General features: G+C 70.7%; 12 protein-coding genes and 1 pseudogene. 6 read left to right on the plus strand and 7 right to left on the minus strand.

Annotated elements, in window-relative coordinates; all coding sequences use genetic code 11:
- The first annotated feature begins 4 nt into the window (after positions 1-4).
- Genes MTQ12_RS08120 through ribH form a run of 3 tightly spaced genes read left to right on the plus strand, consistent with a single transcriptional unit; the run spans position 5 to position 2,888 of the window.
- The gene (locus MTQ12_RS08120; RefSeq protein WP_247618213.1) at positions 5-730 is read left to right on the plus strand and encodes a riboflavin synthase; all 726 of its coding nucleotides are present in this window, start codon (positions 5-7) and stop codon (positions 728-730) included.
- A complete protein-coding gene (gene ribB / locus MTQ12_RS08125; protein WP_247618214.1) occupies positions 727-2,424 on the plus strand; it encodes a 3,4-dihydroxy-2-butanone-4-phosphate synthase in 1,698 nt (565 codons plus the stop codon). Before MTQ12_RS08120 ends, ribB begins: the two co-directional genes overlap by 4 nt.
- A complete protein-coding gene (gene ribH, locus MTQ12_RS08130; RefSeq protein ID WP_247618215.1) occupies positions 2,424-2,888 on the plus strand; it encodes a 6,7-dimethyl-8-ribityllumazine synthase in 465 nt (154 codons plus the stop codon). The genes ribB and ribH overlap by 1 nt, the downstream gene beginning before the upstream one ends.
- 85 nt (positions 2,889-2,973) lie before the next feature.
- Here the strand turns inward: ribH and MTQ12_RS08135 are convergent, their stop codons facing one another.
- Entirely contained in the window at positions 2,974-3,903 is a 930-nt protein-coding gene (locus MTQ12_RS08135; protein WP_247618216.1) for a hydrolase, read from the minus strand.
- 217 nt (positions 3,904-4,120) lie between these two features.
- Here MTQ12_RS08135 and MTQ12_RS08140 point away from each other — a divergent pair, with 217 nt between their 5' ends.
- Positions 4,121-5,437, plus strand: a complete 1,317-nt coding sequence (locus MTQ12_RS08140) for a nucleotide disphospho-sugar-binding domain-containing protein (protein WP_247618217.1) — start codon at positions 4,121-4,123, stop codon at positions 5,435-5,437.
- 141 nt (positions 5,438-5,578) lie between these two features.
- Here MTQ12_RS08140 and MTQ12_RS08145 read toward each other — a convergent pair whose 3' ends face one another.
- The 3 genes from MTQ12_RS08145 to MTQ12_RS08155 form a co-directional block, all read right to left on the minus strand.
- On the minus strand, positions 5,579-6,379 hold the full coding sequence (locus MTQ12_RS08145) for an enoyl-CoA hydratase-related protein (protein ID WP_247618218.1): 801 nt from the start codon (positions 6,377-6,379) through the stop codon (positions 5,579-5,581).
- Between the two features lie 279 nt (positions 6,380-6,658).
- On the minus strand, positions 6,659-7,999 hold the full coding sequence (locus MTQ12_RS08150) for an alpha/beta fold hydrolase (protein ID WP_247618219.1): 1,341 nt from the start codon (positions 7,997-7,999) through the stop codon (positions 6,659-6,661).
- 61 nt (positions 8,000-8,060) lie between these two features.
- Positions 8,061-9,242 (minus strand): alpha/beta hydrolase, encoded by a 1,182-nt coding sequence (locus tag MTQ12_RS08155; protein ID WP_247618220.1) that lies wholly within the window; start codon positions 9,240-9,242, stop codon positions 8,061-8,063.
- Between the two features lie 329 nt (positions 9,243-9,571).
- On the opposite strand from MTQ12_RS08155, the gene MTQ12_RS08160 reads away from it, so the two are divergent.
- Together MTQ12_RS08160 and MTQ12_RS08165 are read left to right on the plus strand one after the other, a co-directional pair.
- Positions 9,572-9,979, plus strand: coding sequence for a VOC family protein (locus tag MTQ12_RS08160; RefSeq protein ID WP_137318254.1), 408 nt, complete (start codon positions 9,572-9,574; stop codon positions 9,977-9,979).
- A gap of 160 nt (positions 9,980-10,139) precedes the next feature.
- Entirely contained in the window at positions 10,140-10,493 is a 354-nt protein-coding gene (locus MTQ12_RS08165) for a metalloregulator ArsR/SmtB family transcription factor (protein ID WP_247618221.1), read from the plus strand.
- 66 nt (positions 10,494-10,559) lie between these two features.
- Here the strand turns inward: MTQ12_RS08165 and MTQ12_RS08170 are convergent, their stop codons facing one another.
- From MTQ12_RS08170 to MTQ12_RS08180, 3 genes and pseudogenes are all read right to left on the minus strand, one after another.
- Positions 10,560-10,967, minus strand: a complete 408-nt coding sequence (locus MTQ12_RS08170) for a four-helix bundle copper-binding protein (RefSeq protein WP_137318256.1) — start codon at positions 10,965-10,967, stop codon at positions 10,560-10,562.
- A gap of 173 nt (positions 10,968-11,140) precedes the next feature.
- Positions 11,141-12,172 (minus strand): M28 family peptidase, encoded by a 1,032-nt coding sequence (locus tag MTQ12_RS08175; protein ID WP_247618226.1) that lies wholly within the window; start codon positions 12,170-12,172, stop codon positions 11,141-11,143.
- Between the two features lie 45 nt (positions 12,173-12,217).
- Positions 12,218-12,447, minus strand: a pseudogene (locus MTQ12_RS08180) (integrase core domain-containing protein); the annotation flags it as partial.
- Between the last annotated feature and the right edge of the window lie 107 nt (positions 12,448-12,554).

The raw sequence follows: 12,554 nt of genomic DNA on the forward strand, positions 1-12,554 counted from the left end.
CACCATGTTCACCGGAATCATCGAATCGCTCGGGACCGTCACCGCCGTCGACGTCCGCCCCGACGGCGGTTTCGCCCGCATCACCATCGCCGCCGGGGAGATCGTCGCCGACCTCCCGCGCGGCGGATCGCTCGCCGTCAACGGGGTGTGCCTCACCGCGGTGCCGGGCACGGGCGCGGACCACGACACCCACGGCACCCACGACCCCCACGGCACCCGGCCGGTCGGCACGGACCCCTCCGGCGTGTTCTCCGCCGAGGTCATCGGCGAGACCCTCGCGCGCACGAACCTCGGCTCGCTGCGCGTCGGCGACCGGGTCGACCTCGAGCGCTGCATGCCCGCCGGGGGCCGCTTCGACGGGCATGTGGTGCAGGGTCACGTCGACGGCGTCGGCACCGTCAGCCGGTTCGACGACGAGGGCGGCTGGGTGCGGATGCGCGTCGACCTGCCCGCCGAGCTCGCGCCGTACACCGCGGAGAAGGGCTCGATCGCGCTCGACGGGGCGAGCCTGACGCTCACCGCGGTGAGCGCTCCGGGCGCCTCCCCCGCCTGGGTGGAGGTCGGTCTCATCCCCGCCACGCTCGAACACACGGTGTTCGGCTCCGCGGCCGTGGGCCGGACGGTCAACGTCGAGGTCGACGTGCTCGCGAAGTACGCGGCCCGACTCCTCTCATTCACCACCGGGGGTCACACCACCCCGGACCTCGCCCCGATCGGAGACCCGTCATGACCGCCCAGCTGCACGTCACGCACCCCGCAGCGCCCGCCCCGGACGGGCGGGCCCAGGACCAGGCGCACCCGGGGCAGCCACGGCACCGGCCGGCCCGCACCCTCGACACCATCGACGCCGCGATCGCCGAGGTCCGCGCCGGCCGGCCGATCATCGTCGTCGACGACGAGGACCGCGAGAACGAGGGCGACCTCATCATGGCCGCCGAGCTCGCGACGCCCGCATGGATGGGGTTCATCGTCCGGCACACCTCGGGCGTGATCTGCACCCCGATGACTGCGGCACGGGCGAGCGCGCTCGAGCTGCCGCCGATGACCGCGGTCAACGAGGATCCCAAGGGCACCGCCTACACCGTGTCCTGCGACGCGATCGAACACACGAGCACCGGCATCAGCGCCGCCGACCGCGCGCAGACCGTCCGCGTGCTCGCCGAGGCCCGGCCGCGCCCGCAGGCGCTCTCCCGACCCGGGCACATCTTCCCGCTCATCGCGAAGGACGGCGGGGTGCGCGAACGGCCCGGCCACACCGAGGCGGGCGTCGAGCTCTCCCGGCTCGCCGGCCTGCAGCCGGTCTCCGTCATCGCCGAGCTCGTCCACGACGACGGCTCGATGATGCGTCTCGACGCGCTGCTCGCCTTCGGGCGGGAGCACGGGCTCGTCACCGTGTCGATCGAGGACCTCGTCGCCTGGCTCGAGGCGCACGACGACGGGGAGGCGGACGGCGGGAGCACGGCCGGTGCCGGTGCCTCGGCGTCCACCTCGACCGCCGGAGCACGGCCGGCCGCGCCGGCTCTGCCCACGCCGGTCCTGCCCGGAACATCTCTACCCACAGCTCCAGTGCCGGGAACGAGTCTTCCCGAGGCGGCCCCGGGCGCACCCGTCGCGCTCCCCTCCGCCCACGGTCGGCTGCGGGCTCAGGCGTGGACGGTCGGCGGCGTCGAGCACCTCGTCATCAGCGGGGAGACGCCCGCCGGCACGGTTCCGCTCGTCCGCCTGCACTCGGAGTGCCTGACCGGAGACGTGTTCGGCTCGCACCGGTGCGACTGCGGCGAGCAGCTCCACGTCGCACTGCGACGGATCGCGGCCGAGGGCGGAACGCTCGTCTACCTGCGCGACCACGAGGGGCGCGGGATCGGGCTGGCGAACAAGCTCGCCGCCTATGCACTCCAGGAGCAGGGCATCGACACGGTCGATGCGAACCGGGAGCTCGGCTTCGCCGACGACGCCCGCAGCTACGCGGCCGCCGCGGCGATCCTCACCGCGCTCGGTCTCGACCGGGTCCGGCTGCTGACGAACAATCCCGCGAAGATCGCCGCGCTCACAGCCCACGGCATCGCAGTCGAGGCGCGCGAGCCGATCGAGGTGCCCGTGCGCGTGGAGAATGCCCGCTACCTGGAGACCAAGCGGGTGCGCATGCACCACTCGCTCACCGCCGGCACAGATGGGACGGAGGCTGCGGGAGAGGCGATAGGCGCGGCGAGCACCGAACGCACAGGGCCATTCGACCAGGCAGTGCCATTCGACCAGGCAGCGTCCTTCGACCAGGCAGCGTCCTTCGACCAGGCAGCGTCCTTCGACCAGGCAGTGCCGACCGAACGAACAGAACCCGACGAGCAGACAGCACCCACCGAACAGACAGAACCCTTCGAACGTATGGAGAGGACCGACATGGACGAACAGAGGAGAGCCGGCTGATGGCACACCACGGAGCACCGGATCTGGCGCCGAGCGCGGACAGCGGACTGAGCATGGCGATCGTCGCCTCGTCGTGGCACGACACGGTCATGGACGGACTCATCGCCGGCGCGCAGAAGGCGGCCGCGGAGGCCGGGATCGAGGCGAGGCTCGTGCGGGTGCCGGGCAGCTTCGAGCTCCCGGTCGTGACGCAGAGGCTCGCGGCGACGCACGTTGCGGTGGTGGCGCTCGGCGTCGTCATCCGCGGCGGCACCCCGCATTTCGACTACGTGTGCGCGGCTGCGACCGAGGGGCTGAATCGGGTCGCCCTCGACACGGGCACCCCCGTGGGCTTCGGGCTGCTCACCTGCGACACGGACGCACAGGCGCTCGACCGTGCGGGCCTGCCGGATTCGCGCGAGGACAAGGGCTACGAGGCCGCGACCGCCGCCCTCGCCACCGCCGAGCTCCTCCGCACCCTCTGACCTTGAGAGTGCAATCCTCGAAGGTTTCTGGGAAGAGATCCTCCAGAGATTGCACTCTCGAGCAGCCGCCGGTGGGCCCGGAGCCTCACGTCAGGTGGTCGAACTCCCCGGATACCCAGGCGATGTAGCGCTGTGCCGACTCCTCGACCGCGGCCTTCCCACCCGTGCGGAGCTGCTGGCCGAAATTGCCGTACATCCGGTCGAAGTCGAGGTCGGCCACGGCGTCGGCCATGCGCCGGACGACGGCGCCGGACAGCGGCAGGTAGTTGGGGAAGCTCCGCATGAAGGTCACCCATCCGCTGCGCACGACCGGGCTGATGGTGTCGCCACCGAGGAACACCCCGACGCCGTCCTCCGGCGAGCGCCACACCACGATCGAGCTGCCGGAGAAATGCCCGCCGATCTGCCGCACGAGCACGCCCGGGACCGGCTCGATCTGCCGGTCGTACTCGACGAGCGGACTCGCGCCGGCACCCGCCTCGGCCGGCCCCTCCGCCTCGGCGGTCTCCGCGTCACCCGGCGGGCCCGCACCCGCCCCGGCATCCGCGCCCGCCCGGGTGCGGCGCTGCACCCAGCCGGCGTCCGCGCGGGACACGAACACCGGGGCGTCGTCGAAGGCCGCACTCCACTCGAGCTGCATACCGTACATGTGCGGGTGGCTCGCGACGATCGCCGCCACCCCGCCGAGCTCGGCCACTGCGGCGACCGCCTCGGCGTCGAGGTAGGGCGGGACGTCGAACAGCAGGTTCCCCTGTTCCGTCCGGGCGAGGTAGCAGGTCTGGCCGATGCCCAGGCGCGGCTCCACGCGCAGCGCGTGCAGGCCGGGTTCGACCTCGCGGATCGTCACCGCGTGGCCGGCGGCTTCGAGCTCGGAGCGGCGCGCCCACTCCTGCCCCGAGCGCGGTACGAACTGGCGCTCGTCGGCGCAGACGGGACACACCTCGGGCACGGGCGCGGAGAACTCGACGCCGCAGGTGGCGCAGATCGTGACTTCGGCGGGCTGCCAGTTCGTCATGGTCCGAGTGTAGGCCCGGCCCCGGTTCCCGGTCATCGCCCGAGTGCCGAGTCCACTGCCCTGAGTGGCCTGCTGCGCTGAGCCGCCCACACCCCTGAGCCGCCCACTGCGCTGAACCGCCCACACCCCTGAGCCGCCACTGCACTGAGCCCAGCAACCCGCGCCCCTGCCACCTTGCCACCCCTGCCGCCCCGAGCGACCCCGCTACGCTGACCGTATGCGGACCCTGATCTTCGCACCGGTGACGTTCAATCTCGCCGAGACCACCCGGATGATCGTCATCGCCCGGGCGCTCGGCCCCGAGTGGCGCGCGATCTTCCAGGTCTACGAGGACCCGTACACGCACCTCATCCGCGACGCCGGGTTCGAGGTGCGCAGGCTCGCCCCCGTGCTGACACCGGATCAGCAGGCGCAGGCGCTCGCGCTCGACCAGGGCCGCTCGATCCGCCACCCGTTCAGCACCCGGCTGGTGCGCGCCCGCGTCACCGCCGAACGGCGCCTCATCCGGCAGACCGGGGCCGAGGCGGTCGTCATGGGCACGAACGTCACCTCGCTGATCTCCGCCCGGGCCGAGGCGGTGCCGCTGTTCTACGCCGTCCCCTTCGCGCTCACCCGCCCGCACGTCGAGCAGACGGCCCGGTTGGGACTCGTCCCCGCGAGCGGGCCGCTGCCGGGCGCCCTCGCTGCGGTGTCCGGTGCGGTGTCCGGTGCGCTCGATGCGGTGTCAGATGCGGTGTCCAGTGCGGTGCGCGGTGCACTCGATGCGGCGGGGTCGGCCGCCTTCCGGCTCGTCTACGACCGGCTGCCGATCGCGCCGCGCGCCTTCACCGCCGTCGCCCGGGAGGTCGGGGTCCCTCCCCTGCGCACCGGGGCCGCGCTGTTCGAGGGCGACATCAACCTCCTCACCGTCATGGGTTCCGAGCTCGCCGGGTACTCCCTGCCGGCCGGGTACCGCCGGGTAGGGCCGATCTTCGCCGAGCTGCCCGGTGAGGTGCCCCCAGTGGTCCGGGAGCTCGCCGCCGGCCCGCGCCCGCTCGTATATCTGGCGCTCGGCTCCTCGGGAGACCGCCGCACCGTGCTCGCCGCCGTCGCATCGCTCGCCCACCTCGACGTCGAGGTCGTCGCGCCCGTCCGGCACCTCCTCGAGCCCGGGGACGAGTCGGAGCTGCCGGAGCGCGTGCACCTGGTCGACCTGCTGCCGGCACACCGCCTGGGCGGGCTCGTCGACGCCGCGGTGATCCACGGCGGGCAGGGCACGGTGCAGACGGCGTGCGCCACCGGGGTGCCGTTCGTCGGGATGGGGATGCAGCCCGAGCAGTCGTGGAACATCGCGGTGTGCGCTCGGGAGGGCAATGCCATCGCGCTCCCCCGCCGGGCCGCCGGGACCCGCAGGCTCACCGAAGCGGTCCGCGCGCTGCTCACGGACCCGCGCTACCGGCAGGCGGCGGACCGGGTGCAGGCGGAGTTCGCGGCGGAGGACGGAGCGGCGGCCGCGGTGGCCGCGATCGAAGAGGTGCTCGGCGCCGCCGGGTGAGGAGTAGTCAGGCGAGGGGTCGTCAGTTGACGTCGCTCCCGAGGCGGGTGGCGCCGGGGTCGAGGTGGCCGGCGCCTCGGCGCCCTGTCCCACCTCGGCACCGTGTCCCACCTCGGGACCCGATCACACCTCGGCGGCGGGTCAGCGCACCGTCCAGCGCGGCTCGCGCTTCTCGAAGAACGCGCGGATCCCCTCTTCCCGGTCGGGGGACGCCCACAGGGTCTGCGAGGCGCGGTCGGTGAGCGGCCACAGCGGCTCCTCGGCGAGGTCGCGCGCCTCGATGAGCGCCCGGGTGGTCTCCGCGACGGCGACCGGGGAGTTCGCGGTGATGCGTCCGGCGAGCTCGAGCGCCCCGGCGAGCGCGTGCCCGGGCTCGGTCACCGTGTTGACGAGGCCGAGCTCGACGGCGCGCGGCGCGGAGATCGGGTCGCCGGTGAGGAGCATCTCGGTGGCGGCAGTGGCCGGCAGTTTTGCGGGGGTGCGGAAGAACGCCCCGCAGTTCGCCACCACGCCGCGCTTGACCTCGGGCAGACCGAAGCGGGCGTCGCGGGCGGCGACGACGAGATCGCAGGCCAGCACCATCTCGAACCCGCCGCCGAGGGCGAATCCCTCCACCGCGGCGATGACGGGCACGCTGCGCCGGCGCCGGACGAAGCCGTAGGAGCCGCCGTCCGGGGTCTTCGGCGAGGTGCCCTCGCTGAGGTCGGTGCCGGCGGAGAAGTACCCGCCCGCCCCGGTGAGGACGATGACGCGGACGGAGGCGGTCGCCTCGGCGATGGCGAAGGCCCGGTCGAGCGCATCGGCGAGCTCCTGGTTCACGGCGTTGCGCCGTTCGAGGCGGCGCAGCGTGAGCGTCATGATCCCGTCGTGGATCTCGACCTGCAGCGGGGCGTCGGAGGGGAACTCCGTGGTGGCAGCGCCCGAGGAGCCCGACGACGACACGTCAGTGGATGAGGCGCCGGTGGACGAGGTTCCTCGTGACGCGGCGTCGGCGGACGGGGAGCTCGATGCCGAAGTGCTCGATGGAGAGGAATTCGATCGAGAGGTGCTGGGGTCGGACACGGCAGACCTCCTTGTAGGCGTGAACGTCGTCAGTCTATCGGCACCGGTCATCAGGGCCTGGGCGTCTGCTGTCAGGTCTCGGGGACCGCGCCAGGTCGCACGCGCTGACATCGCAAACTCCGGCGAAAACGCTCTCAGGAACCGTCCGAAATCGAGGTCTCAGCGGGAGAGGATCCGGTCGAGGGCGAGGTTCGCATCGATCAGCGGACCGACGAACCGGGACGGCCCCCCGGTGTGGTCGAGGTGCGCGAACCGCTCGGGGTTCCAGTCGAGCTCCGGCTCCCGCCCGGTGGCGACCGTCTCGGACGCGATGAGCAGCGCGCGCAGATGGGTGTCGAGCGCGCTGTGCCCGTGCTCCGGCAGTGCGACGAGTCGACCCTGCGGTGCGAGCCGGACGATCTCCTCGGCCACGGGCCGGGGTGTGCGCAGGTCGCGGTCGCCGGACAGCACGACGACGGGGAAGTCGAAGCCCGGCAGCGCCGCCGGCAGGTCGTAGGGCTCGCCGACGTAGTCGGAGTACTGCGCCCGGATCGCCTCGAACTCGTGCGTCTGGTCGAAGATCCGGCCGTCGCCGGCGGCGAAGAAGCTCAGCTCGCGGAACGCGATCTCGCCGACGAGGTCGAACTCCATGAAGTAGGGCAGCCCGTCGCCCATGTCGCCGGAACCGGCCTTGTCGAGGAACGCGAGCGTGCGCTTCGCCCGGCCGAGCCTGACCTGGTTGAGGAAGCGGTCGAGCACCTGCGGCCCGGCGAACTCGAAGATGATCCGCACATCGCGGCCGAGCGTGAGCTCGTCGACGTCGCCGGAGGTCACGAGGTCGTGGACCTTCGCCGCGAGCAGCCGTGTCTCCCGCGACCCCGCGGTGCCGTGGAACAGCAGGTCGCGCGAGTACTCGCGGGCGACCTTCTCGTCCGTCGCGGCGAGCATCGGGGAGTCGAGGACGAGGCCCGCGACCCGTTCGGGGTGCTCGACGGCGAAGGCCTGGGCGAGGTAGGTGCCGTAGGACGAGCCCACGATGACCGCCCGCTCGATGCGCTCGGCGTCGAGCACCGCAGCGATGTCCTCAGCGGCGAGCGCGACGGACAGGGCCTCGCGGGGCAGGTCGTGGCCGTCGAGGTCACGGCGGGAGAGCCCGACTCCGCGGTGCTCGATCATGATGACCTCGAGGCCGCGCGCCGCCGCCTGCTTCCGCACCTCACCGTAGGGCAGCGCCGAGGCGAGGCCGGGCCCGCCGGGGAGGATGACGAGGGGGACGGACGCCGTGCCCGAGGCCGGCGCCACCGGGTCCGGTGACCTCCGGTAGGTGTCCGGGCCGGTGCGCACGTAGTGGAGCTCGAACTCGGACCCGGTCGGGGAGGCGGCGGGCGCCTCGGCAGGTGGTGGGGAGGACAGCGGAGATCCCGCCGCCGAGCGCGTGTCGCGGGTGCCGATCGGGCGGCGGATCGAGCGGAGGCCGGGGGTGCGCAGCGCCTGTCGGCGCATGGTCGCTGATCTGTCCATCCGGCCAGTCTAGGAGGTCGACCTGGACGGTGATCGAGTGCGGCGGCGGTGCCCGGCGGGCTCAGTCGAGGAGGTCGACCTCGCCCACGGTGTCGGCGGCGAACCCGCGGAGCAGCCGGGCATAGCGGCGGGGGTGCTCGAAGTGGAAGCTGTGTCCGGAGTCGACCCGCTCGAATCGCACGTCGGGGATGAGATCGCGCGCCTGCTCCGCGTCCTCGCCGCTCATCGCCGCCATAAGGACGCCGTCCTCGTCGCGGAACCAATTGCAGTGGATGAGGAGGGTGGGCGCGCTGATCGCGGCGAGAGTGAGCGCGTGGTCGAAGTGGTCGTGGAAGCTGCCGTCGAAGAAGGCCTGTCCGAACCGCGGGTCGTAGTCGCCCATCCCGCGGAAGTACTCGTTGAGCACCGGCGGCATGAGCGCCCAGCGCACGGGCTGCGCGGTGTCAGCGGCTCGCTGGGCGAGCGCCTGGGCGCGCATGCGCGGGCCGAGGTCGCCGAACATGTCGAGCATGGGGGTGTGCTCGGCGTAGTAGGCGACGAAATCCGCGGCGCGCGGGTCTGCCGCGGACGGATCTGCCGCGGACGGATCTGCCGCAGGCGGGCCGGGCTGGCCGGGCGGGCCCGAGCCCGGGGAGTGCTGCGCGAGGTAGGCGTGGGCGGTGGTCGCGAGGTCGACGTGGTTCGTGGTCTTCTCCGCGGCCGGCAGCACCGAGGAGAAGAACGGGGGGTCCTCGAGCACGAGCGCGGCGACCACCTCGGGCCGGGACGCGGCGAGCCAGGCGGCGATGAGCCCGCCCGAGGAGTGCCCGGAGACGATGGCCTGCTCGCCGACGACCCCGGCGATGAAGTCGGCGAACAGCTCCCCGAGCACCGCACCGGAGTAGAGCTCGGGGTCGTGCTCGGACCCACCGTGGCCGGGGATGTCGACGGCGTAGACATGGAAGTCGCGGGAGAGGTCGCGCATGACGCGGGCGTAGTTCCACAGGTCGCTCACCTGGCCGGGCAGGAGCACGAGCGCCGGGCCGGCGTCGGGGCCCTCGGCGAACCGGATCCCGTGTCCGTTGATCATCGTCGTACGGAGGGTGAAACCGGCGCGTTCGGCGCGTGCCCGGTCGAGCCGGGCGTAGGTGGTGTTGCGGAGGACGTAGGTGCCGGCGGTGAGGGCGAGCGCACCGGCGAGGGCCCCGGCGGTCCGGGCGGCGATCGGGAGGAGGCTGGACTTCGGGCGGGCGGTGGCCGACATGGCGGGCCTTTCGCTGGAGATCGAGTCACGAGCAGACTATCGAACGCGAACCGGTCACGGATCGGGAATCGCGTCGGCCGCGAATCGGGGATGAGAACTCCCGCGGGTTGGACTTCGCACTCAGGGGGCCACTGCCCGCGGGTTCGGCCCCGCACCGACTGTCAATCCTCGAGCCGAGGCACCCCGCGCTGAAACCGCAGAGAACGGCGGATCGGCGCTCAGGGACCTTCCGAAATCGAGGTCTCAGCACGGGGCGGGAGGCGAACGCCGGGGAATGAGAGATGGCTCGCGGGGCTGACAGGACCGCGGCCCGGTGGCAGGCTGGGTGGATGGATGAGCAGACGTTCCCCCGCCTCCGCTCCACCGTGCTCGATGCCGAGGACCACCGTGGACTCGCGGAGTTCTACCGCGCGCTCCTGGGGTGGCCGTACCGCCCGGGCGACGAGCCGGGCGGGAAGCACGACGGGGAGTTCCTCATCCTCGTCTCGCCCGACGGTCAGCGGCTCGCGTTCCAGCCGACCGAGCACCTGCCGCGCTCGACCTGGCCGAGCACCGAGGTGCACCAGCAGCTCCACCTCGACTTCACCGTCGAGGACACCGCACAGCTCGAGCGGCACCGCTCGCGGGCGCTCGAGCTCGGTGCCCGGCAGATCGAGGACGGCCGGGCCGACCCGGACGAGCCGATCGTGATCTTCACCGATCCCGCCGGCCACCCGTTCTGCATCTTCGTCGGCTAGGTCGTGATCATGGTGATGCTCGCGATCGTGGTTGTCGTCGGGCTCGGTGTGGGTGTGGGAGTGGCTCTGCCGGCCGCCGCTCCCGGGGTCAACGTGCGGAGACATGCCGCCAGCATACCTGCATATCTTCGCAACTATGCGGGAACGTTAAGCTGAGGCCATGGATGTCCGATCGCAGGTGCAGGTGCCCGATGGTCCTCATGCCCGGCTGGCCAGCGAGTCGTTCCGGATTCTGGCCGATCCGACACGGGTGCGGATCATGTGGGTGCTTCTGCAGGAGGAGTGCAACGTCACGAGACTGGCCGAACTGATCGAGGCGTCGCCGACGGTGGTCAGCCAGCATCTGGCGAAGCTGCGGGCCGCGAACCTGGTGCAGACCCGACGGGCAGGAACGTTCGTCTACTACTCCGCCAGTGACGCGCACGTGCACCGGCTGCTGTCCGAGGTGCTGTCGTATGCCGAGCACCAGCCCGGGGCCGCTCACGGACGGGATCCCCACACTTACACCTCTTGAGCCTGTCGGATCGCAGCTGTCTACCTTCTACTCCCGTGAGGTCCGACCGAACAATGGCGGTGACAATCAGCCGATGACGGCCAGGAGGTCAGCGCAGGCCTGTTCGCAGCGGCGGCATGCTTCAGCGCAGACCCGGCAGTGCTCGTGCATGTCGGCGTGTTTCTCGCACTCGGCTGCGCATGCTGCGCATGCTGTCCGGCAGGATTCGAGGACGGCTTTAACGGTGGCGAGGTTTTGCCCGGTACGGCGGCTAAGGATGCTGCCCGTGGTTGCGCAGATATCGGCGCAGTCGAGGTTGAGACGGATGCAGTTGCGCAGGTCTGCGACCATGTCTTCGGCCAGACAGTCGTCGGCACAGGCGGTGCAGGTCTGGGCGCATTCGAAACAGGCGGCGATGCAGTCGGCCAGTTTTTGGACGTCGAGGTCAGTGGTGCCGTTGGGATGGGTTTCGATCATCGAGCTGATGTGCGTCATCGGAGTGCTCCTTCTTCTCCCAGTCGTCGGTACCGGAAAAATGCCCGGTCCATGTTCGACGCTAGTGATCCGCCGCGGGCGAGCACAGCCCCTGACGACCGATCTTCGCAGAATCTTCACAGTGGCGCGGACTCGTGCAGACGTGCGGGGCAGGGTCGCTTCGGCTGCCGACCTTATTCGTGGTTGCTGCTAGAGCTGGACCGGTGATCCTCCTGCTCGTTATCGGTGTTGCCTGACGATGTGAGTCCCTCCTGGGCCAAGCGGTCGGCGACATCGGAGATCGCGCCGGTCATGATGTTCAGCGCCTCCTCGTTGATGTTGCCGATGTCATCACCTGAGGTGTGGTAGTTGGGATCACGTGGCTGTCCTGCTGTTCCGCCGAAGAGGGCGGCGTCTCTGCGGGATTTGCTCTCGCTGCTTCCGGTGAACAGCCCGCCCACTGCAACATCTGCCTCGGTGAACGCCACTTGATCGGAAGCGAAGTTCCAGTGGGTAGTCGACCAGCGCTGCTCCCGCGCGTCGAAGTAGTCGGTGAGAATGTCCATGACCGCCACCGACCCATCAGGGACGGCGGTCCCGGGATCTGACTCCCGTGCGTCATAGACTCCGATGACGTAGTTGGGCGAGGCGATCATGTCGATGTTGATGTAGGCGGTGATGCGGTCGAGTTCATCAGGATCGTGGGCGGTCAGGCTGTCCCCGTAGTGGCGGGAACCGGGCGTCCTGCGGATTTCCTCGGCGCCCCACCAGGCGAAGCGCACCTTATTGGTGATCCCATCCTGGTTGCTGAGTTGTGTAGCGGCCTCCAGCAGTGCCGCGACGCCGGAGGCGTTGTCATTGATCGCTGGGCTGTCCGGAACCCCGTCGAGGTGGGCTCCGAGCATGATCACGTTGTCGTCGTCGCCGCCGGCCGTCTCCGCGATGATGTTGAAGGACTCGATCTCTTCACCACGGTGTTCGAAGGTGAAGTACTGGCGCCTGCTCTGATATCCAGCGCTGGCCAACTGTTGTTCGACGTACTGGGCGGCGGCCTCGTACCCGGGAGTGCCGGCAGCACGGTCGCCGTGTTCATCGGCGAGGGTCTGGAACTGCTGCAGATGCGCGTCGACGGGACTGACCGGGGCCTGGGATCCGGTGTCGCTCGAGCGTTGCGCGGAGTCGTCTGATCGTTGCCCGGTCATTCCGATGGCGACAGCGACGGCCACTATGAACCGCCCCGGGTTCTCTGCCGCTACTTTGCGGGTTCGGGCTCTCGGTTGAGGGCCTCGTAGTGGAGCGTCTCGAACTCTATCGGGGTGAGCATCCCGAGGGAGCCATGGAGGCGCCGATTGTTGTACCAGTCGACCCAGCCGGCCGTCGCGTACTCGACGTCCGAGAGCGTCCTGAAGGGCCCAGGATGGAAGACGGTGGTGCGGATGCACTCGGTCTTGAACAGGCCGTTCACGGTCTCCATGAGCGCGTTGATGCTCCTATAGTTGTCAACTCATGATTTCGCCGGTTCGCGGGTCGGTCTTGACGAGGTGGTAGACCTCGCGGATCACGTAGCGTTTCAGACAGCGGATGATGTCGCGTTTGCTCTTGCCCTCG

The sequence above is a fragment of the Brevibacterium sp. R8603A2 genome (genome assembly GCF_023072605.1).
Taxonomy (GTDB): domain Bacteria; phylum Actinomycetota; class Actinomycetes; order Actinomycetales; family Brevibacteriaceae; genus Brevibacterium; species Brevibacterium pityocampae.